This window comes from Pseudomonas sp. AC239, from assembly GCF_979258545.1.
In genome coordinates this window covers 5,046,465-5,068,173 of record NZ_OZ409864.1, presented here as the reverse complement: position 1 = coordinate 5,068,173, position 21,709 = coordinate 5,046,465, and the positions used below count along the sequence as shown (strand labels likewise).

Annotated in this window: 18 protein-coding genes; 7 read left to right on the top strand and 11 right to left on the bottom strand. The window is 61.3% G+C overall.

Annotation, left to right across the window (positions count from 1 at the left end):
* Positions 1-7: 7 nt before the first annotated feature.
* Positions 8-1,192, bottom strand: a complete 1,185-nt coding sequence (gene efeO / locus ACZ0AZ_RS23040; RefSeq protein ID WP_463538223.1) for an iron uptake system protein EfeO — start codon at positions 1,190-1,192, stop codon at positions 8-10.
* An 8-nt stretch (positions 1,193-1,200) separates the two neighbouring features.
* Positions 1,201-2,040 carry an iron uptake transporter permease EfeU gene (efeU, locus tag ACZ0AZ_RS23035; RefSeq protein ID WP_129999347.1) on the bottom strand — a complete coding sequence of 280 codons (840 nt, stop codon included), beginning with the start codon at positions 2,038-2,040 and terminating at the stop codon, positions 1,201-1,203.
* 272 nt (positions 2,041-2,312) lie between these two features.
* Here efeU and ACZ0AZ_RS23030 point away from each other — a divergent pair, with 272 nt between their 5' ends.
* From ACZ0AZ_RS23030 to ACZ0AZ_RS23005, 6 genes are all read left to right on the top strand, one after another.
* Positions 2,313-3,329, top strand: a complete 1,017-nt coding sequence (locus ACZ0AZ_RS23030; protein ID WP_129999346.1) for an AraC family transcriptional regulator — start codon at positions 2,313-2,315, stop codon at positions 3,327-3,329.
* Positions 3,330-3,513: 184 nt separating this feature from the next.
* Positions 3,514-5,178 carry an AMP-binding protein gene (locus tag ACZ0AZ_RS23025; RefSeq protein ID WP_463538222.1) on the top strand — a complete coding sequence of 555 codons (1,665 nt, stop codon included), beginning with the start codon at positions 3,514-3,516 and terminating at the stop codon, positions 5,176-5,178.
* Between the two features lie 18 nt (positions 5,179-5,196).
* Positions 5,197-5,958 carry an SDR family NAD(P)-dependent oxidoreductase gene (locus ACZ0AZ_RS23020; RefSeq protein WP_041480381.1) on the top strand — a complete coding sequence of 254 codons (762 nt, stop codon included), beginning with the start codon at positions 5,197-5,199 and terminating at the stop codon, positions 5,956-5,958.
* Between the two features lie 12 nt (positions 5,959-5,970).
* Positions 5,971-7,164, top strand: a complete 1,194-nt coding sequence (locus tag ACZ0AZ_RS23015) for an acetyl-CoA C-acyltransferase (protein ID WP_463538221.1) — start codon at positions 5,971-5,973, stop codon at positions 7,162-7,164.
* Positions 7,165-7,306: 142 nt separating this feature from the next.
* Positions 7,307-8,434 carry an acyl-CoA dehydrogenase gene (locus ACZ0AZ_RS23010; RefSeq protein WP_463538220.1) on the top strand — a complete coding sequence of 376 codons (1,128 nt, stop codon included), beginning with the start codon at positions 7,307-7,309 and terminating at the stop codon, positions 8,432-8,434.
* A 15-nt stretch (positions 8,435-8,449) separates the two neighbouring features.
* Complete coding sequence (locus ACZ0AZ_RS23005; RefSeq protein WP_024012950.1) at positions 8,450-9,223, top strand: enoyl-CoA hydratase; 774 nt, start codon at positions 8,450-8,452, stop codon at positions 9,221-9,223.
* 92 nt (positions 9,224-9,315) lie between these two features.
* On the opposite strand, the gene ACZ0AZ_RS23000 is transcribed toward ACZ0AZ_RS23005, so the two are convergent.
* The 5 genes from ACZ0AZ_RS23000 to ACZ0AZ_RS22980 form a co-directional block, all read right to left on the bottom strand.
* Positions 9,316-10,467, bottom strand: coding sequence for an acyl-CoA dehydrogenase family protein (locus ACZ0AZ_RS23000; protein ID WP_463538219.1), 1,152 nt, complete (start codon positions 10,465-10,467; stop codon positions 9,316-9,318).
* A 3-nt stretch (positions 10,468-10,470) separates the two neighbouring features.
* Positions 10,471-11,577 carry an enoyl-CoA hydratase/isomerase family protein gene (locus ACZ0AZ_RS22995; protein ID WP_129999342.1) on the bottom strand — a complete coding sequence of 369 codons (1,107 nt, stop codon included), beginning with the start codon at positions 11,575-11,577 and terminating at the stop codon, positions 10,471-10,473.
* A gap of 223 nt (positions 11,578-11,800) precedes the next feature.
* The gene (locus tag ACZ0AZ_RS22990; RefSeq protein WP_463538218.1) at positions 11,801-12,487 is read right to left on the bottom strand and encodes an HPP family protein; all 687 of its coding nucleotides are present in this window, start codon (positions 12,485-12,487) and stop codon (positions 11,801-11,803) included.
* 156 nt (positions 12,488-12,643) lie between these two features.
* Positions 12,644-13,822 carry an MFS transporter gene (locus ACZ0AZ_RS22985; protein WP_463538217.1) on the bottom strand — a complete coding sequence of 393 codons (1,179 nt, stop codon included), beginning with the start codon at positions 13,820-13,822 and terminating at the stop codon, positions 12,644-12,646.
* A 235-nt stretch (positions 13,823-14,057) separates the two neighbouring features.
* A complete protein-coding gene (locus ACZ0AZ_RS22980; protein ID WP_463538216.1) occupies positions 14,058-15,437 on the bottom strand; it encodes a UDP-glucose dehydrogenase family protein in 1,380 nt (459 codons plus the stop codon).
* Between the two features lie 243 nt (positions 15,438-15,680).
* Here ACZ0AZ_RS22980 and ACZ0AZ_RS22975 point away from each other — a divergent pair, with 243 nt between their 5' ends.
* Positions 15,681-16,619, top strand: a complete 939-nt coding sequence (locus tag ACZ0AZ_RS22975) for a site-specific integrase (RefSeq protein WP_306386498.1) — start codon at positions 15,681-15,683, stop codon at positions 16,617-16,619.
* Between the two features lie 6 nt (positions 16,620-16,625).
* Here ACZ0AZ_RS22975 and ACZ0AZ_RS22970 read toward each other — a convergent pair whose 3' ends face one another.
* The 4 genes from ACZ0AZ_RS22970 to ACZ0AZ_RS22955 all read right to left on the bottom strand — a co-directional run bounded on the left by ACZ0AZ_RS22970 (position 16,626) and on the right by ACZ0AZ_RS22955 (position 21,457).
* Complete coding sequence (locus ACZ0AZ_RS22970; protein ID WP_463538215.1) at positions 16,626-17,174, bottom strand: PqiC family protein; 549 nt, start codon at positions 17,172-17,174, stop codon at positions 16,626-16,628.
* Between the two features lie 17 nt (positions 17,175-17,191).
* Positions 17,192-18,847, bottom strand: a complete 1,656-nt coding sequence (locus ACZ0AZ_RS22965) for a PqiB family protein (RefSeq protein WP_463538214.1) — start codon at positions 18,845-18,847, stop codon at positions 17,192-17,194.
* 223 nt (positions 18,848-19,070) lie between these two features.
* Positions 19,071-20,372, bottom strand: coding sequence for an NAD(P)/FAD-dependent oxidoreductase (locus ACZ0AZ_RS22960; RefSeq protein WP_463538213.1), 1,302 nt, complete (start codon positions 20,370-20,372; stop codon positions 19,071-19,073).
* Positions 20,369-21,457: a polyamine ABC transporter substrate-binding protein gene (locus ACZ0AZ_RS22955; protein ID WP_463538212.1), complete on the bottom strand. Its 1,089-nt coding sequence runs from the start codon at positions 21,455-21,457 to the stop codon at positions 20,369-20,371. Before ACZ0AZ_RS22955 ends, ACZ0AZ_RS22960 begins: the two co-directional genes overlap by 4 nt.
* Between the last annotated feature and the right edge of the window lie 252 nt (positions 21,458-21,709).

The following is a 21,709-nucleotide window of genomic DNA, read 5'->3' as shown; positions in this document are numbered from 1 at the left end:
CTTCTGCTTACAGGCCGGAAAGGCCGAGGGCGGGGTCGATGCCCTCCAGCGCCGTGGCCAGAGTCTTGGCTTTGGCGGCGATCTGCTGGCGTTGCGCGGCGGTCACGGCGTCGTAACTGACGTAGCCATCGGCGGATTTGAACGCGTTGAGCTGGCTGTCGAAATCACTCAGCGCCTGATCGACGTTCGCCAACACGTCAGCGGAGGATTTGCTCAGCATTGGGCGCAACAGGTCGACGACCTTGCGCGCGGTTTGCGCGTTGGCGGCGAAACCGTTGAGATCGCTGTGGCTGTAGCGCTCTTCTTCGCCGCTGGCAGCGCGCACCTCGGCGAGGCTGTCGAGGTTGCGCACGATGATGCTGACCAGTTGCTCCGGCGGCAGTGACTGCGCGAGCAATTGCTGTTTGAGCGTGGTGACGTCAGCGAGCAGGCGCTGGGCAATCGGCGCGACATCGTCGAGTTTGCGCTGCTGAAACAGCGCGTATTCGAGGCGATGGAAACCGACAAACGCCGGATCCTGCTCACGTTTCTCGAAATAATCGGCGCGGGCATTGATCTGATTGTCCAGCTCGGCCAGACGCTGTGCCGCCGGCGCCAGACGCTGATACGCGGCACGCGCCGGCAGGTACAACGCTTGCGCCTGCGCAAGATCGCCACTGGCGACCGCCTGATTCAGCGCCGTCGCCGCTTTGATCAACGCGCTGCCCTGAACCGCCAGATACACGCGAAATTCCGACAATGGCCCGACGAAAGCCACCATTGACGGCTTGGCCTTGGCGGCGGCATCCGAGGCTGCCGTCGGTGTCACGTGCAAGGTGCCGCGCGGGTTGCTGAGCAAGCCGCAGGTGATCGCATAGTCGCCCGGTTGCAGGTTGGCGTTGATCACCTGGCTCAGGCCCGGGGCGATGTTTTCCCGCTCTTCGACCACCAGCACGCCGTCGAGAATTTCCCACTCGACCGCACGCTCGGAGCGGTTGACGATGCGGAAGCTGGCGCGGCCGGCCGGCACCGTCAGCGCACTCGGCTCGCAACTGTGCGGATGGATATTGACGACGATTTCGTCGTGGTTGTGCTGACGCTTGGCGGCGGCCATGTTCGAGGCGTACCAGAACAATCCACCGGCGACGATCATCAGCACTACCGAGCCGGCCAGCGCCCAACGCAGGGCCCGAGGGGTTTGAATGTCAGACATGGGTGCCCTTATTGGCTGGAAACGGAAGTCGTTGGCGTCGCCTGGCGAGGCGCGGGCATGAAGAACATCACCAGTGCCAGCAGCAGATAAATCAGGTACGCGCCCAAGGTGCTGACGGTCGGCGCGTCCTGATAGCCGAACATGCCGGCCAGCACCGAGCCGAGCGGGCCGTCCATCGGCAGCGTCGCGCTGAAGTCGAACAGCACGGTTTGCAGGTGATTCCACAGACCGGCTTCATGCAGCGCCTGCACCGAGTTGGCGAGGATGCCGGCGGCGACTACCAGGATGAACAATCCGGTCCACTTGAAGAACGCCGAGAGGTTGAGGCGCATGCTGCCGCTGTAGATCAGGAAACCGACGATCACCGCCAGGATCAGGCCGAGCAGGGCGCCGATCGGCGCGCCCGGGCCGTCGCTCTGCTGGAACACAGCAAGCAGGAAGAACACCGTTTCCAGGCCTTCGCGAGCGACGGCGAAGAAGACCATGGCGACCAATGCAATCACCTGATGCCTGGATTGCGTCAGCGCCTGATCCAGCGAGGCTTGCAGCGAGTGCTTGATCGACCGCGCGACCTTGCGCATCCAGAACACCATGGAACTGAGGATGCCCACCGCGACCAGGCCGACCACGCCTTCGAACAGCTCCTGCTGCTTTTGCGGAAATTCGGCACTGACCAGTTCCAGGCCACCACCGACCAGCAAGGCGAGGGCAGCGGCGAGGAAGACACCGATCCATACGGCCGGCATCCACTGGCCGCGGCCGGTCTGCTGCAGGTAACTGGCGATGATGCCAACGATGAGCGCGGCCTCGATGCCTTCGCGCAACATGATTAAAAAGGGAACGAGCATTGGCTAGCCACAGCGATTTAGATAGGAGGCTAAGTTGTAACATAATGACACTCATTCCCAAATGGCATTCATTGACATTTAGCTGAACCTTAGCTGAACAACTGTGATTCCTGTGGGAGCGAGCCTGCTCGCGAATGCGGTATGCCTGTGACATGTCTTTATCTGACACACCGCTTTCGCGAGCAGGCTCGCTCCCACATTGGTCCTGCGGTGAAATCAGGAGCTGGGTTAAGATGCCCACCACCCGAAAATAACAAGGCTCATCTCGCTCCATGGCGGAAAAAGACACCATTGCCATTCAACTGGTGCGCGAAGCGCTGCTGCAGAGTTGTGCCCCGGGCGCGGCCAGCGATGAGGCGTTGAGCAAGGTCGGCATCGATCCGGCTCAGTTAACGGCCGACGAGGGCAGGGTGCCGGCTTCGCAATACGCCAGACTCTGGCGCCTGCTGGCACGACGCGGTGATGACGAGTTCTTCGGCATGGACCCACGCCCGCTCAAGTCCGGCAGCCTGGCGTTTTTGTGTCGCAGCGCCATGGCGCAACCGACGCTGGCGGCGGCACTGGATACTGGCCTGAGTTTCCTTTCACTGATGCTGGAAAAACTGCCGGCTCAACTGGTGCATCAGCAGAGCCTTGCGGAAATCGTCCTGCTCGAAGACGACGCCGAGCCGCGCCGCGCCTTTACCTATTTCACTTACTGGATGATCGTGCATGGCGTCGCGTGCTGGCTGGCCGGGCGGCGAATTCCGATTCTGGCGATTGAACTGCGCTGCGCCGAACCGGATTTCACTGACGACTATCGGGTGATGTTTTCGGAAAACCTGCGCTTCGAACGTCCGCGCACACGAATGATCTTTTCCGCCGATTGCCTCGATCTGCCGGTCAAGCGCAGTGCCGAAGAACTCAAGCGCTTTCTGGCCCAGGCGCCGGCCAACATTCTGGTCAAGTACCGAGACCCCGACAGCCTGGCCAGCCGGATCAAACAGGATCTGCGACAGCTGCCCGCCGAGCAATGGCCGGAAACCGAAGCGCTGGCCCAGCAACTGTGTATTTCGGCGTCCACGCTGCGCCGCCGTCTCGCCGAAGAAGGGCAGACCTATCAGGGCCTGAAAGACAGCGTGCGAAAAGAGCTGGCGATTACCTGGCTGGCAGAGCCCTCGATCAGTTTCGTCGAGATTGCTGCACGGCTGGGTTTTGCTGATGCCAGTTCGTTCTACAAGGCGTTTCGCAAATGGTCCGGGTCGAATCCGGGGCATTACCGCACACTGATCCTCAATGAGGTGGTCTGACCCGACGCCTTCGCGAGCAGGCTCGCTCCCACCCAGGGCCACGTGATCATTCCCCTTACACGGCTTGGCCAAACCAGTCAGCCACTTTGATAACTTTGACCATTGCCCCGAGTCCCGCGCGGCGCGACTATCCCTGTGTTGTTTACGGTTCCCAGCCTAATAAAAACACCGAGGGATTCTGGCAATGCGCGATTACTTGTCTGCCACCGAACAGTTCAACTATCAGCACACCGTCGATGCATCGCTCAGCGGCACGCTCGCTGCGCTCAACGCCTGCGTCGAATGTTGCGACCGCCATGCCTTGCCCGGGCGCATTGCGTTGTTCTGGGAAGGTCGCGACGGCTCAAGTGCGACTTACACCTTCACTGATCTGCAAGACAAAGCCGCGCGTTTCGCCAATTTCCTCCTCGCCCAGGGCGTGCAGAAGGGCGACAAGGTCGCCGGCCTGCTGCCGCGCAACGTCGAATTACTCATCACCGTGCTCGCCACCTGGCGCATCGGCGCGGTGTATCAGCCGCTATTCACTGCATTCGGGCCGAAAGCCCTCGAACATCGCCTGAACAGTTCCGGGGCGAAAGTTGTCGTCACCGACGCGGTCAACCGCCCCAAGCTCAATGAAGTCAGCGCATGCCCGACCATCGCCACCGTTGGTGGCGCCAAAGGTCAGGGCATCGTTCGTGGTGATTTCAGTTTCTGGGCTGAGCTGGCCAACTATTCCAGCGTCTGCGAACCGGTTCTGCTGACGGGCGAAGACCCGTTTCTGTTGATGTTCACTTCGGGCACCACGGGGCCGGCGAAAGCGCTGTCAGTGCCGCTCAAGGCCATCGTCGCCTTCCAGAGCTACACCCGCGATGCGGTGGATCTGCGCCCCGAAGATGCGTTCTGGAACGTTGCCGATCCGGGTTGGGCCTACGGCATTTATTTCGGCGTGACCGGGCCGTTGGCGTTGGGTCACCCGATCACCTTCTACGATGGCCCGTTCACCCTCGAAAGCACCTGCCGGGTAATCAACAAATATGGCATTACCAATCTCACCGGCTCGCCCACTGCCTATCGACTGCTGATTGCCGGAGGAGAGGCGTTCGCCAGATCGATCAAGGGCAAGCTGCGCATCGTCAGCAGCGCCGGTGAGCCGCTGAACCCGGAAGTGATCCGCTGGTTCGCTGACAACCTCGAGGTGGTCATTCACGATCATTACGGCCAGACCGAACTGGGCATGGTGCTGTGCAATCACCACGGCCTCGAGCACCCGGTGCATGTCGGCGCCGCTGGTTTCGCTTCGCCGGGCCATCGCATCGTCGTGCTCGATGAGCAATACAACGAGCTCGGCGTCGGTCAGCCGGGCATTCTCGCCATCGACCGCCCGCAGTCGCCGATGTGCTGGTTCGGCGGCTATGAAGGCGCGCCGACCAAGGCCTTCGTCGGCAATTACTACCTGAGCGGCGACACCGTGGAGTGGAACCCGGACGGCAGCATCAGCTTCGTCGGCCGCAGCGATGATGTGATCACCACCTCGGGCTACCGCGTCGGCCCGTTCGACGTCGAAAGTGCGCTGATCGAACACCCGGCCGTGGTCGAGGCGGCGGTCGTCGGCAAGCCCGACCCGGAGCGCACCGAACTGGTCAAAGCCTTTGTCGTGCTGAGCGCGCAGTACCGCGCCGCGCCGGAGTTGGCCGAAGAACTGCGCCAACACGTGCGCAAGCGTCTGGCCGCGCATTCGTACCCGCGTGAAATCGAATTTGTCAGCGAATTGCCCAAGACCCCGAGTGGCAAATTGCAGCGCTTTATCTTGCGCAACCAGGAAATCGCCAAGGCTCAAGAGGCCGCGGCGCACAACGTTTCAGCTTGAATCCAAGGAAACACCGTCATGCAGATCGAGAACAAGGTTTTTATCGTCACCGGCGGCGCCTCAGGCCTCGGTGCCGCCAGCGCTGAATTGCTGGTCAGTGCCGGCGCCAAAGTCATGCTGGTCGACATGAACGCCGAAGCCGTCGCCGCGCAGGCCCAGCGCCTCGGTGCGCAAAGCGTGGTCGCCGACATCAGCAACGAAGCCGCCGCCGAAGCCGCTGTGCAGGCGACCGTTGCCGCATTTGGCAGCCTCAACGGCCTGATCAACTGCGCCGGCATCGTTCGCGGCGAGAAAATTCTCGGCAAGAACGGCCCGCACGCCCTGAGCAGTTTTGCTCAAGTGATCAACGTCAACCTGATCGGCAGTTTCAACATGCTGCGCCTGGCTGCGGCGGCGATCGCCGAGAGCGAAGCCAATGCTGACGGCGAGCGTGGAGTGATCATCAACACCGCCTCGGTCGCAGCGTTTGATGGTCAGATTGGCCAGGCTGCGTACTCGGCATCCAAAGGCGCAATCGCCAGCCTGACTTTGCCAGCTGCGCGCGAACTGGCGCGCTTCGGCATCCGCGTGATGACCATCGCGCCGGGCATTTTCGAAACGCCGATGATGGCCGGCATGACCCCGGAAGTGCGCGACTCGCTCGCCGCCGGCGTGCCATTCCCGCCGCGCTTGGGCAAGCCTGCCGAATACGCCGCGCTGGTGCGTCACATCATCGAAAACAGCATGCTCAACGGCGAGGTGATCCGTCTCGACGGCGCCTTGCGCATGGCCGCCAAGTAAGGAGGATTAGTCATGACTATTGCCAACGATCCGATTGTTATCGTCAGCGCCGTCCGCACACCGATGGGCGGCTTTCAAGGCGAACTGAAAAGTCTCACCGCACCACAACTCGGCGCGGCGGCGATCAAGGCAGCGGTCGAACGCGCCGGTGTCGCCAGCGACGCGGTTGATGAAGTGCTGTTCGGCTGCGTACTGCCCGCCGGCCTCGGCCAGGCGCCGGCACGCCAGGCTGCGCTGGGTGCCGGGCTGGATAAATCGACGCGCTGCACCACGGTCAACAAGATGTGCGGCTCGGGCATGCAGACCACCATCATGGCCCACGACATGCTGCTCGCCGGCAGTGCCGACGTGGTGATCGCCGGCGGCATGGAAAGCATGTCCAACTCACCGTACCTGCTCGATCGCGCCCGCGCCGGCTATCGCATGGGCCATGGCCGCGTGCTCGATTCGATGTTCCTCGACGGTCTCGAAGATGCTTACGACAAGGGCCGCCTGATGGGCACCTTCGCCGAAGATTGCGCCGAGGCCAACGGCTTCAGCCGCGAAGCGCAGGATGCTTTTGCCATCGCCTCGACCACCCGCGCGCAGCAGGCGATCAAGGACGGCAGCTTCCACGACGAAATCGTCCCGCTGACCGTGACCGTCGGCAAAGAGCAGGTGGTGATCAGCAACGATGAACAGCCGCCAAAAGCCAAACTCGACAAGGTTGCCTCGCTGAAACCGGCGTTCCGCGAGGGCGGCACGGTGACGGCGGCCAACTCCAGCTCGATCTCCGACGGCGCGGCAGCGCTGGTGCTGATGCGCCAGTCCCACGCGCAGCAACTGGGCCTCAAACCGCTGGCGGTGATTCACGGCCACGCTGCGTTCGCGGATACCCCTGGCCTGTTTCCCACCGCACCGATCGGCGCGATCAAGAAACTGGTGAAGAAGACCGGTTGGGCGCTGGATCAGGTGGATCTGTTTGAAGTCAACGAAGCGTTCGCCGTGGTCGGCATGGCAGCGATGACGCACCTGGAGATTCCCCACGACAAGCTCAACGTGCACGGCGGCGCCTGCGCGCTGGGCCACCCGATCGGCGCCTCGGGCGCGCGAATTCTGGTGACGTTGCTCGCGGCGCTGCGGCAGAAACAGCTCAAGCGCGGCATTGCAGCAATCTGCATTGGCGGCGGCGAAGCTACGGCCATGGCTGTGGAATGCGTCTATTGAGGTTGACAGTTGACCTTGTGGGAGCGGGCTTGCCCGCGATGGCAATGGATCAGTCACCATCAATGTTGGATGTGACGGCCTCATCGCTGGCAAGCCAGCTCCCACAGGTTTTGTGGTTGTTTGGAAGAATTAAGGACTCACCATGATCCCCAACGAAGATCAAACCCAGATCCGCGACATGGCCCGGCAGTTTGCCGAGGAGCGGCTCAAACCGTTCGCCGCTGAGTGGGATCGCGAGCACCGTTTCCCCAGGGAAGCCATCGCCGAGATGGCCGAGCTGGGCTTTTTCGGCATGCTCGTGCCAGAACAGTGGGGCGGCTGTGACACCGGCTACCTCGCGTACGCCATGGCCCTGGAAGAAATCGCCGCCGGCGACGGTGCGTGCTCGACGATCATGAGCGTGCACAACTCGGTCGGCTGCGTGCCGATTCTAAAGTTCGGCAATGACGACCAGCGCGAACGCTTCCTAAAACCGTTGGCCAGCGGCGCCATGCTCGGCGCCTTCGCGTTGACCGAACCGCAGGCCGGTTCCGATGCCAGCAGCCTGAAAACCCGTGCGCGGCTGGAAGGCGATCACTACGTGCTCAACGGCTGCAAACAGTTCATCACCTCCGGGCAGAACGCCGGCATCGTGATCGTGTTTGCCGTGACCGACCCGAGCGCCGGCAAGCGCGGGATCAGCGCGTTTATCGTGCCGACCGACTCGCCGGGCTACAAAGTTGCGCGGGTCGAAGACAAACTCGGCCAGCACGCCTCCGACACCTGCCAGATCCTCTTCGAAGAGGTGAAAGTGCCGGTCGCCAACCGCCTTGGCGAAGAGGGCGAGGGCTACAAGATTGCCTTGGCCAACCTCGAAGGGGGCCGCGTCGGTATCGCCTCGCAAGCCGTCGGCATGGCCCGCGCTGCATTCGAAGCCGCGCGTGATTACGCCCGCGAGCGTGACACCTTCGGCAAGCCGATCATCGAGCATCAGGCCGTGGCGTTCCGCCTGGCGGACATGGCCACGCAAATTGCCGTCGCCCGGCAGATGGTGCATTACGCCGCAGCCTTGCGCGACAGCGGCCAACCGGCGCTGGTCGAGGCATCGATGGCCAAGTTATTTGCCTCGGAAATGGCCGAGAAGGTCTGTTCCATGGCCTTGCAAACCCTCGGCGGTTACGGTTACCTCAACGACTTCCCGCTGGAACGCATCTACCGCGACGTGCGCGTCTGCCAGATCTACGAAGGCACCAGCGACATTCAGCGCATGGTCATTTCGCGCAATCTCTGACAAGGAATTTTATTCATGACTTACGAAACGATTCTGCTGGAAACCCGCGACCGCGTCGGCCTGATCACCCTCAACCGGCCACAGGCGCTGAACGCGCTGAATGCGCAACTGGTCAGCGAAGTGAACCACGCCCTCGATACGCTGGAAGCCGATGCGCACATTGGCTGCATCGTCCTCACCGGTTCGAAAAAAGCCTTCGCCGCCGGCGCCGACATCAAGGAAATGGCCGAGCTGACCTATCCGCAGATCTACATGGACGATCTGTTCAGCGACAGCGATCGTGTCGCGAACCGGCGCAAGCCGATCATTGCGGCGGTCAATGGTTTCGCCCTTGGCGGCGGTTGTGAACTGGCGCTGATGTGCGACTTCATCCTGGCGGGCGACAACGCCAGATTCGGCCAGCCGGAAATCAACCTCGGCGTACTGCCGGGCATGGGCGGCACCCAACGCCTGACCCGCGCCGTGGGCAAAGCCAAAGCCATGGAAATGTGCCTGAGCGGGCGCATGATCGACGCGGTAGAAGCCGAGCGCTGCGGCATCGTCGCGCGCATCGTGCCGAGCGATGAGCTGCTTGATGAGGCGCTGAAAGTTGCAGCGGTGATTGCCGGCAAGTCACTGCCGATTGCGATGATGATCAAGGAGAGCGTCAACCGGGCGTTCGAGGTCAACCTGACTGAGGGCGTGCGGTTTGAGCGGCGGGTGTTCCATGCCGCGTTTGCGACGCAGGATCAGAAGGAAGGGATGGCGGCGTTCATTGCCAAGCGTGAGGCTGCATTCCAAGGCAAATAAATGCGGTGCCCAAGCTGACGCCTTCGCGAGCAGGCTCGCTCCCACAGGAATCTCCACCGCCCAATGTGGGAGCGAGCCTGCTCGCGAAGCTTTTAGAGCTGATAGTTCTTCAAATCCCGCGCAATCACCATCCGCTGTATCTCGCTCGACCCTTCATAAATCTGGGTAATCCGCGCATCGCGGTAGTACTTCTCGACCGGGTAATCCTCAAGATAGCCGTAGCCGCCATGAATCTGGATCGCCGACGAACACACCTTCTCGGCCATTTCCGATGCGAACAGCTTGGCCTGTGATGCCTCGGACAAACACGGCTTACCCGCCGTGCGCAGTCGCGCCGCATGCAGGATCAGTAACCGCGCGGCGTTGATCTGCATGTGCATGTCAGCCAGCAGATTGGCGATGCTCTGGTGCTCGATGATCGGCTTGTCGAATTGCACCCGGTCTTTCGAGTAGGCCAATGCCGCTTCAAACGCCGCCCGAGCAATGCCCAGCGCCTGCGCGGCGATACCGATACGCCCGCCTTCCAGGTTGGACAGGGCAATCGCCAGGCCTTTGCCACGCTCGCCGAGCAGGTTGGCTTCGGAAATGCTGCAGTTGTTCAGCGTTACCGCGCAGGTGTCGGAAGCGCGGATGCCCATTTTGTGTTCGGTGCGATCGACGATGAAACCCGGTGTGCCGGTCGGTACCAGAAACGCCGAAAGACCTTTCTTGCCCAGATCCGGATCGGTCACGGCGAAGACGATCGCCAGTTTCGCCCGCTTGCCATTGCTGACAAATTGCTTGGCGCCGTTGATCACCCATTGGCCGTCGCGCAGTTCGGCACGGGTGCGCAGGTTGTGTGCTTCGGAGCCGGCCTGGGGTTCGGTCAGGCAGAAGCAACCGATGGTTTGCCCGCTGGCCAGATCGGCCAGCCAGGTTTGTTTCTGCTCATCGCTGCCGTAGTTGAGCACCGGGCCACAGCCGACCGAGTTGTGGATACTCATGAACGCACCAGTGGCGCCGTCGCCAGCGGAGATTTCCTCAACGGCCAGCGCATAGGCGACGTAATCGACGTAAGTGCCGCCCCATTCCTCGGGCACGACCATGCCGAGCAGGCCCAGCTCACCCATCTTCGCCACCAGGGCATCGTCGATCCAGCCGGCCTTTTCCCAGGCTTGCGCGTGCGGGGCGATTTCACCACGGGCAAAATCCCGGGCCATGTCGCGGATCATCACTTGTTCTTCAGTCAGTTCGAGATCGTGCATGACTCAGCTCCCGCTCTCATCAAAACCATGGAAGAAACTGCCGACCTGCCCAGCGTCCAGCTCAGCGACGGTCGGTGGGTTCCAGCGCGGTGACTTGTCCTTGTCGATCAGCAGGGCGCGCACGCCTTCGATCAGGTCGCCCCGGGCAAACCACTGGCGGTCCAGATGCAGCTCCAGCGCAAAGCACTGCTCCAGACTCAGGTGCCTGCCGCGACGGAGCATTTCCAGGGTCACGGCCATGGCCAGCGGCGAGCGGGTTTCCAGCAGGTCCGCCGTGGTGACGGCCCATTCGTGGCTGTCGGCAACGGTAACGGCGCGCAGTTGCTCGATCATGCTCGGCACGTCGGGCAGGGCGAAGAAGTGGTCGATCGCCGGGCGCAGCGCCTCGAGTGGCGCATCGGGCAGGGTTTGCACGGCGTGCTTGGCCAGCAGGTTCTGCAGCGACTTGAGCGGCGTGTCCTGCCACTCCATCTGATCGAGTTTCTCATCGAGCAGCGCAAGTTTGCTGCTGTCCAGATACCAGTCGGCGAGGCCACAGTACAGCGCATCGGCGGCGCGAATCTGCACGCCGCTGACGCCCAGATAAATCCCCAGTTCACCGGGAATGCGTGGCAGGAAATAACTGCCGCCGACGTCGGGGAAATAACCGATGGCCACTTCCGGCATCGCCAGTCGGCTCTTCTCGGTCACCACGCGCAGATCGGCGCCTTGCACCAGGCCCATGCCGCCGCCGAGGACGAAACCGTCCATCAAGGCCAGCACCGGTTTGCGGTAGTGATGAATGGTCAGGTCGAGGGCGTATTCCTCGACAAAGAAATCTTCGTGCAGCGTGTCGCCGCTCTTGTAGCTGTCGTACAGCGAACGAATATCGCCGCCGGCGCAGAAAGCCTTTTCACCGGCGCCGCGCAATACCACGGCGTGCACCTCGGCATCAGACGCCCAGGCATCGAGCTGCTGTTGCAGCAGACGCACCATGTCGAGGGTGATTGCATTGAGGCCCGCAGGGCGGTTGAGGGTCAGGTGGCCGATATGATTGCGCACCTCGGCCAGCACGTCGTTTTGCATGGCATCCATGGACGGGGTCCGCCGGGATGAAGCCTGAGCTGTCATCTGTAACTCCCTGCTTTTTATTGTCTTTATTCGAAAAGCCCGCGCGCGGGCGTTAGCGGATCGTAACAGTGCAAATTTGCCGTGTACAACGGGGATATGTGCAGGGGGAATCTGCGTTTTTGTGTGTAGTAGCTGACGAGTGCAACGAGGCTGCGATCTTTTGATCTTGGTTCTTGAAATCAAGAGATCGCAGCCTCGTTGCACTCGTCAGCTCCTACAGGGCCTATCTGAAAGTTTCGGTAATGCTGCGGCGTTTGGCGTGCAGTTCGCTGGCGTGGATCAGGCGTTCGAGGTCTTCGGGGGTGACGTCGATGAAGGCTTCCATGTCCGCCAGCGCAAGCTTGAGGTCTTCGGCGGTGATCGCCTGGCGGTCGACCGGGGCCACGGGCGGCGCAGGATCGGCGGCGTGTTTCGGATAGCGGATGCGGGTCAGGTTGTTGTAGGCCAGCGCGCTGGCGAGCATGCACAGGGCGCCGAGCATCACCGGTTCCATGGCTGCCCAGTCCATGGCGATGGTTGCAGGGTCGGCCAGTACCAGCGTCAATGCCAAGGCACCGGCCGGTGGATGCAGGCAACGCAGCCAGCACATCAGAATCATCGCCATGCCGGCGGCGAGGCAGGCGCTGCCCAGCGTGCGGCCGAGCACGTGGGCCACCAGCAAAGCGACCACACTGGCACACAGGTAGCCGCCGAGAATCGACCACGGCTGGGCGAGGGCGCCGGAGGATACGGCGAACAGCAGCACCGCCGAAGCACCCAGCGGGCCGATCAAGTGAAAGGCAACGTCATGCCCGAACACCTGCGCACACATCCACACACTGAACAGCGTGCCCAGGGCCATGCCGATCGCGGCACGGCTCCATTCAGTGGGACGGGTGTTGATGGCAGCGGGCAACCAGCGAGCAAGCATGTAGAACTGATCCTTTACAAAATCCGAGACAAAAAAAAGGACTTGTCCGGCAAATCCGGAAAGCCCTCGAAGCGTTCCAACATTGGGGGAGGAACGCGCGTAGTTTGCCGATCAAACTCGATGCTGACAAATTCATATAAATGCAGTTTTAGTGCACTATTTTTGCACTGAAGCGGTGCGACGTGCGCTGACGAAACATAGATAACCGCCCAGTGCCGCCAATCCGCTCAGCGCATAGAACATGCTCGGCGCGGGCGTGTGCATCAAGAGAAACCCGCAAATCACCGGGCTCGCGCCGCCGCCGAGTGCCGCCAGGTTCTGCGCGCCGTAGTAGCTGCCGCGCAGTGCCTCCGGGGCGAGGGTGTCGACGAAGAGGAAATCGGCCGGATAGATGATCATCTCGCCCAAGGTGAAGATGAACATCGCCACGCACCAGCCAATCAGGCTGTCGGCCAGACTGAAACCGATCAGCCCGACGATGAACAGCGCGGTGCCGCCGGCAATCCAGTGACGCAGGTGTTCGCGGCTGAGCCAGCGACCGATCTGATATTGCAGCAGGATCACCGTGATTGCGTTACAGGCGAGCAGGGCGGCCATGGTGTCGAGCATTTGTTGCTGATCATGGGTGACCAGCAGGTATTGCGACAGGTACAGGGTGAAACGCCCGTGCACCAATGTGCTGAGCAGGCAGCCAAGGGTGAACAGCACCATGGTGCGGTCGTTTTTCAGGATCATCAGCGTGTTGAGGAAACTTTGCGGTGCACTGCCGGAAGTTATCGGACTGGCATCCCTGGCCGCGCCGAGCAGCAGGAAAATACTGCCAATGGCGATCGCACCGGCAACGATGAAAGGGGCCGCGGGCTGCACGCCGGCAATCACCACGCCAATCATCGGGCCAATCGCGTAACCGATATTGGTCAGGGTGTAGTTGAGGGAAAACGCCTTGACCCGCTGGCCCACCGGCAGGTGTTCACTGAGGATTGCCTTGCTGCCGATGAGAAACAGCGCCGAGGCCGTTTCGCTGATGATCAGCACGACGGTCACCAGATACAGGTTCTGCGCGAAAGTCAGCAGGATCAGGCCGATACCGCTGGAGAGCATGCTCAGGATCAGTAACTGGCGCTTGTCCAGCTTGTCGATGATGTAGCCGCCGTAGAGCGACAGCAGCGTGGCGCTGAACACGGCGATGCCCAGCAGCAAGCCGACATCCTGCGGATCGAGGCCGAGCTTGTTGCTGAGGAACAGCGTCAGCAGCGGACTGACCAGGGCACGGCTGATGACCACGGTCAGCGAGCTGAGCATCAGCCGGCGAATGAAAGGTGAATAGGTGGCCACGGAAGGGGAATGTCCTTATTCGGAATGCCTGGGGCGAACGCCATCCTCTCTGGGCAAACGTCACCGGTCAACCTCCATCGCCCCATGCACATTGTCCCTGTGGGAGCTGGCTTGCCAGCGATTGCGGTGTGTCAGGCAACATTTGAATCGGCTGATATTCCGTCATCGCTGGCAAGCCAGCTCCCACAGGGTCTGTGTGCAGTCCACTGCCATCACTGGCCACCGGCGGGCCGGTTCAGGCTACATCAGACGCCGCCGGCCGCTGCCGCAATGTGATCGGCAACCTGCACGATTCACCACGGCCCATCGGGAAATACTGAAAGCCATTGCGTGCCAGACGCTCGGCGTCGTAAAGGTTACGGCCGTCAAAGATCACCGGGCTGTTGAGCCGTTGTTTGATCAGCTCGAAATCCGGGGCCTTGAATTGTTGCCATTCGGTACAGATGATCAGCGCATCGGCGCCGGCCAGTACCGATTCCGGCGTGCCCATCAGCATCAGTTTTGCTTCGTCTGGATAGAGATTCTGGGTTTGCAGCATGGCTTCCGGATCGAACGCGCGCACGCTGGCCCCGGCAGCCCACAATGCTTCGAGCAGCACCCGACTCGGCGCGTCGCGCATGTCGTCGGTGTTGGGTTTGAACGCCAGGCCCCACAGGGCGAAGGTCCTGCCGCGCAAGTCACCCCGGTAGAACGCGTTGATGCGCGCAAAGAGCTTGTGCTTCTGCCGCTGGTTGATCGCCTCGACCGCTTGCAGCAGATCACTGGAGCAATGCGCCTGCTCGGCACTGTGGATCAGCGCGCGCATGTCCTTGGGAAAACACGAGCCACCGTAGCCGCAACCCGGATAGATGAAGTGATAGCCGATCCGCGTATCGGCACCGATGCCCTGGCGCACTGCTTCAATGTCCGCACCCAAGTGCTCGGCGAGTTCGGCAATCTGGTTGATGAAACTGATCTTGGTCGCCAGCATGCAGTTGGCGGCGTATTTGGTCAGCTCGGCGCTGCGCAGGTCCATGAACAGGATGCGCTCATGGTTGCGGTTGAACGGCGCGTACAGATCGCGCATCACATCGCGCACGTCAGCGCCTTCGCAACCGATGACGATACGATCCGGCCGTCGGCAATCAGCAACCGCTGAACCTTCCTTGAGAAATTCCGGGTTGGAGACAATATCGAACTGCAGCAGGCGGCCGACCTTGATCAGCGCCTTTTCGATGTGGCTGCGCAAGGCATCACCTGTGCCCACCGGCACCGTGGACTTTTCCACCACGATCAATGGCTGCTCACGATGCCGGGCGATCGCGTCGCCAACCGCCAACACGTAGCGCAGATCGGCCGAACCGTCCTCCCGTGACGGCGTACCCACCGCGATGAAGGCCACACGCCCGTGCCACACCGCGAGTCGTTCATCGGTGGTGAATTGCAGGCGTTTCGAATCCAGGCCCTCACGCACCAGACTGGCCAGCCCCGGCTCGAAAATACTGACGTAGCCCTGGCGTAACTGCTCGATCTTCTGCGCGTCGACATCCATGCACACGACCTCGTGACCGACCTCGGCCAGCACCGCCGCTTGCACCAGACCGACATAACCACTGCCAAACACCGTGATCTTCATGCCGCACTCCTGTTCGCAGTCCCTGCATTGAACATAAGAGCGCGATGTTTCAGTTCGCCTACCGTGCTGATAAAGCAGCAAACAGACCGTTCGGGGAATGCCCGATTGACTTTTATGGCCTCGAACGGCAGGTTGTCGGCCTTTCGCGGCAACCCCTGTCATTGAGCTACGCCGTTTTTTTGCGTTTCATTTCATGCATTTATTGTTTTTGTTGAATCGTTTTTTATTTCAAGGCCGTTTCGTTTGAGTGATTTGTCGAGTACCCAACCCGCACCGTCCAACAGCAATCCGCTGACCGTTTACCTCGCGCGACTGGCGCCTTCCAGCCAGTTGACCATGCGCTATGTGCTGCAAGATGCCGCCGACCGTCTTGGTTTCGAGGACGTCGATATCGAAGACATCCCTTGGCACGGCCTGCAACCGGAAGACGTGGTGGCGCTGGTCGCCGCTTTGCGGGCCGACGGTTATGCACCGAACACCTCGTCGCTTTACGTGAACGCTGTACGCGGGGTGATGAACGAAGCGTGGCGCATGAGCCTGATCAGCCAGGATCACCTGCTGAAAATGCGCTCGGTCAAGGGCATCGCCGGCACACGGCTGTCCCAGGGGCGCAACCTCAAGCGCACGCTGATTCACGAACTGATGGAAGTCTGCGCTGCCGATCCACGACCACAGGGCTTGCGTGATGCGGCGGTGATTGCGCTGTTGTACGGCACCGGCATGCGCAAGTCGGAATCGGTGGATCTGGATCTGAGTCAGGTCGACTTCAAAGAGCGCAGCCTGACCGTCACCGGCAAGGGCAACAAACAGCTGATCAAGTACGCGCCGGCCTGGGCCTTCGCCAAACTCGACGCCTGGCTGGAACTGCGTCGTTCACAGCTCAAGGAAGGCGAGAGCGACGATGCGTTTCTGTTCAACCGCATTCGCCGGGGCAGCCACATCACCCGCGAGCGCATTACCAAACATGCGATTTACTACATCGCCCGCCAGCGCGGTACGCAGGTCGGGGTGAAAATCATGCCCCACGATTTTCGGCGCTCGTTCATCACTCGGGTGATCGAGGAGCACGACCTGTCGATCGCACAGAAACTGGCGCATCACAGCAATATCCAGACGACCGCCAACTACGACGTGCGCGACGACAACGAGCGGCGGCGGGCGGTGGATCGCTTCGATTTGTAAACGGCGTCAGGCCTGCGGCGGGCAGCGCGAGCCGCTGGCACCTTGCGCGATCTGCGCAGCGAGACGTTTGACGTTGTTCTGTTGCGCGGTCACCAGTTCGTCGATGCCCGGCCCTGAAGGCGTCTGCAACACCGAGCGACAGCTCAGCAGCGCCGCGTCCGCCGCACCCAGCGGGCGCACTCGCCATTTCACGTCGATCAAGGCGTACTGGCCGGGAATTGAATCGAAGCGCTGCACGTCGATACGCACGGAGGCGCGCTGCTGGGCGACGCCGCTGCTCAGTTGATCGGTCAAGGCACCGCGCAACTCATCGGCAAGGGTGGCGCTCCACCAATCGGTTTCCAGAATCGCCACGCCGCTGTTGCCTTGGCGGATGACAATTTGCGCGCGATCGACCTGCGGCGGCACGCTGATGCTTTCGATGGCGATGTCGGTGCCGTTGCGACCGGCACCCGGCTGCGCCGGTGTCAGGGTGTGAAAGCTGATCGGGTCGCTGCGACACGCGGTGAGCAGTACGACAGCAGCGAGCACGGTGATCTTCAACGGTAAAGCCATGGATGCAGCTCCTGTGCTCAATTGCGTGGCGGCCCTTTGAGATCCAGCGGCGCGGCGTTGTCCGGGCGCCCGCGAATCAACGACTCAGGGTGGCGACCGAGGTAATCCGACAGTTCACGCAACGAGCGTGACATGCGCCCGAGCTCGTCGAGGGTCTCGGTCAGCTGCTCACGTTGCGGTGAATCCTCGGCCAAAGTCGAATTGGCGGACTGCAAGGTCTTGCTGACGTCGGCGAGGGTGCTCTGTACGCCCGGCAGGGTCTTGGCATTGAACTGCTTCAGGCCTTTGCGCAGCTCGATCAGATTGCCGTCGAGGTTGCTGGCGATGCGTTCCACCGGCAGCGCGTTGATCTTGTTGACCATGGCTTCGAGTTTTTCCTGCAATTGCTCGAGGCTGCCAGGAACGGTCGGAATGGTGATTGGCCGTGCCGTAGGGTCGAAAGCGACTTTTGGTGCTTTGGGGTAGAAATCCAGCGAAATATACAACTGCCCGGTGAGCAGGTTGCCATTGCGTGCCTGGGCGCGCAGGCCATTTTCAACGAAAGTGCCGAGCAGACGCGCGCCGGTGGCTTCGTCGTTTTCGTCGCCATGGTAGGTTTTGAGAATTTTCGCGTGGGCGCGGCCGAGTCGCTGGGGATAAATGACGATGCCGACATTCACCGGAAAGGTGCGCTTGACCTCATCGAAATCGAGATTGACCGCCACTACCCGGCCGATTTCGATACCGAGAAACTCCACAGGCGCATCAACCTTGAGCCCGCGCAAGGCCTGATCGAACCGCAGCGCCAGATACTGCGCTTTGCCGTCAGGCGGGGCGAGGGCGGCGGCCTGATTGGCGAACAGTTCGAAATTCTTGTCGTCGCCGGCCGGCGTGTCGTTGGGGCTGTAGTCCGGCGCGCGGAAAGCGATGCCGCCGACCAGCAAGGTCGACAGCGATTCGGTTTTCACCGCAAAGCCGTTGGCGCCGACATTGATGTCGATGCCGCTGGCGTTCCAGAAGCGGGTGTTTTCGGTGACGTAGGCGTCATTGGGCGAATGCACGAAGACTTCGATATTGACGCCTTTGCCATCCTGGTCCAGCGCGTAGGACACCACCTGGCCGACGGGAATCTTGCGGTAATAAACGGGCGAGCCGATGTCCAGCGAGCCGAGGTCGGAGGTGTGCAGAGTGAAGCGCTTGCCCGGCTCGCCGTAGGTGATCGGCGGCGGATTCTCGAGGCCTTTGAAGTTCTTTGCCCGAGTGTTCGCTTGGCCGATGTCAGCGCCGATATAGTCGCCCGACAGCAGCGTATCGATGCCCGAGACACCGCCGGCACCGATGCGCGGGCGCACCACCCAGAACTGCGAATCCTCGCGGGTGAAGGCTTCGGCCTGTTTGGCCAGTTTGATCGTGGCGTTGACGTTTCTGTGATCGTCGGCCAGTTCGACTTCCGAGACATGGCCGATGACCACGTTGCGGTACCTGACTTCAGTCTTGTTGGCGGTCAGGCCATCGCCGGTCTTGAAGGTGACGGTGATGGTCGGGCCTTCCTGCAGGATGTTGTGGATCACCAGCGAAATGCCCACCAGCACCGCGACGATGGGCACGATCCACACCAGCGAAATGCCGAAACGGCGGGTTTTGACCGGCGCCTGACCGGGTGCTCGCGGCTCGTCGCTGGCTGACGACTTCATCCATGTCCTCCTCATTTATTCGGGCACTGAGCGTCAGAAACGCAAAAACACTTCATCAATATAGAAGTGCTTGGCGATAGAGCAAATGTGTATAGCTGGGGTGAGACGCGATTGCAGTGCAAGGAGCTACCGAACGCTGCGACCTTTTGATCGAGTTTGGAGCGCGGAGCGTCCCGGGCTGCATTCCCACGCAGAGCGTGGGAACGATCAGTGTAAGCGCCTGTTAACCGAGCATTTCACGCAAGCGATACCAGAACATGCCCAGGGCCAGCAGTGGCGAGCGCAAGGCAGGGCCGCCAGGGAACGTCATGTGCGGCACGCCGCCGAACACGTCCATGCCTTGGCTGTGTCCGGCATGAATGGCTTCGCCCAACAGCTTCGCGCACCAATGGGTGACGTTGAGGCCATGGCCCGAGTAGCCCTGCGCGTAAAACACGTTCGGATGCTGCTTGAGCCGGCCGACCTGGGGGAAGCGATTGGCGGTGATGCCAATCTTGCCGCCCCACTGATAATCGATGCGCACATCGGCCAGTTGCGGGAACACCTTGAGCATTTTCGGGCGCATGTATGCAGCGATATCCGCCGGATCGCGGCCGGAATAATGACAGGCGCCGCCGAACAGCAAACGTCGATCCGCCGAGAGTCGGTAATAATCCAGTCCGACTTTTTGATCGCACAACGCCAGGTTCTGTGGAATCAACTGCGCGGCGCGGCTTTCGTCCAACGGCTCGGTGGCGATGATGTAACTGCCGGCGGGCAGCACTTTGCCGCTGAGTTTCGGTTCCAGTTCATCCAGATGCGCGTTGCAGCCGAGCACCAGGCTGCCCGCGCGCACTGAACCCGTGGCGCAACGGACCTCGACAGTCGTGCCATGGAGGATTTCCAGCACCGGGCTGTGCTCGAAGACACGCACGCCCAGCGATGCCGCGAGACGCGCCTCACCTTGCACCAGATCCAGCGGATGCAAGTGCCCCGAACCCATGTCGATCAATCCGCCGGCGTACACACCGGCGTCGACCACTTGCTGACGGATCTGCTCCGGGCCGACCAGCCTGGTTTCGTGGGCATAGTCGAGTTCGGCGAGGCTGTCCTGTTCCTGCTTGAACGCGGCGAATTGCGCGGCGGTGTTGGCCAATTCGCAAAAGCCCCAACGTAGATCACAGTCGATGGCGTTTCCAGTGATGCGCTCGCGCACCAGCTCCACCGAATCGATGCCGGCGCGCTGCAGATAACGCACGCCGTCCTGGCCGACATAGCGGGCAAACCCCTCAACTTCGTGGCCGATGCCGCGAATCAGCTGACCGCCATTGCGCCCGCTGGCGCCCCAGCCGATGCGCCGCGCCTCGAGCAAAACCACCGACAAGCCGCGCTGCGCCAGTTCAATCGCCGTATTGACGCCGGTGAAGCCGCCGCCTATCACGCAGACGTCGGCAATCAGATCGCCGTCCAGCGCGGGGTAGGGTGTGGTCGCCCGTGCAGAAGCAGCGTAATAGGAACGGGTGTGCTGTGCGCTGTGCTGAGTCATTTGTTCGACTTCACTTTGCTCCACGACCGGGTCATCAGACGCATGATCGCCTGGGGCGGGGTCGAGGAAATGTAGAGTTTGTCGAGCACCGATTGCGGCGGATACACCTCAGGATTGTTGACCAATTCCTGATCCATGAACGGCTTGGCCGCCGGGTTCGGGTTGGCGTAGCCGACGGTCGCGCTGACCTTGGCGATCACCTGCGGATCGAGCAGGTAATTGATGAAGGCGTGGGCCTCTTTGGCGTTGCTCGCGTCGGCCGGAATCGCCAGCAGATCGAACCACAGGTTGGCGCCTTCCTTGGGAATGGCATAGGCGATATTCACACTGTTCCTGGCTTCCTTGGCCCGGTTGGCGGCCTGGAACACATCGCCGGAATAACCGAACGCGACGCAGATGTCGCCATTGGCCAGGTCCGAGACGTACTTGGAGGAATGGAAATAGGTGATGTACGGGCGAATGCTCAGGAGCTTGGCTTCGGCCTTTTTGTAGTCCTCAGGTTTTTCGCTGCGCGGATCCATGCCCATGTAGTTGAGGATGGCCGGGAACACTTCGTCGGCGGAGTCCATCATCGACACGCCGCACTGGCTGAGCTTTTTCAGATTCTCCGGTTCGAACAGTACGGCCCAGGAATCGATGTGGTCGATGCCGAGCACTTGCTTGACCTTGTCGACGTTGTAACCGATGCCGTTGGTGCCCCACAGGTAAGGCACCGAGTGCGCATTGCCGGGATCATTTTTCTCAAGCAATTCAAGCAGTTTCGGGTCCAAGTTCTTCCAGTTTGGTAACTGTGAACGATCGAGCTTCATGAACGCGCCGGCCTTTACCTGACGGGCGAGGAAGTGGTTGGACGGCACTACCACGTCGTAACCGGTCCGGCCGGCGAGGAGTTTGCCTTCAAGGGTTTCGTTGGAGTCGAAGACGTCGTAGATCACCTTGATCCCGGTCTTGCTCTGGAAGTCGGCGAGGGTGGTTTCGCCAATGTAGTCGGTCCAGTTGTAGACGCTGACCTGGGGCTCGGCGTGGGCTGCTGCGCTGAACAGCACGCTCAGCGCGACCGGGAGTACGGATTTCAATAGACGCATATCGACACCTCTTCTTGTAATGATCGTTCCCACGCTCTGCGTGGGAATGCCGCAACGGACGCTCCGCGTTCGGCTTTGGATGGGACGCAGAGCATCCCGGGATGCATTCCCACGCGGGAGCGTGGGAACGATCAAATTCTCAGGCGCTGCACAACTCCCTGTGGGAGCGAGCCTGCTCGCGAAAGCGGTGTTTCAGTCGACATCTATGGTGAGTGTGCCGACGTCTTCGCGAGCAGGCTCGCTCCCACAGGG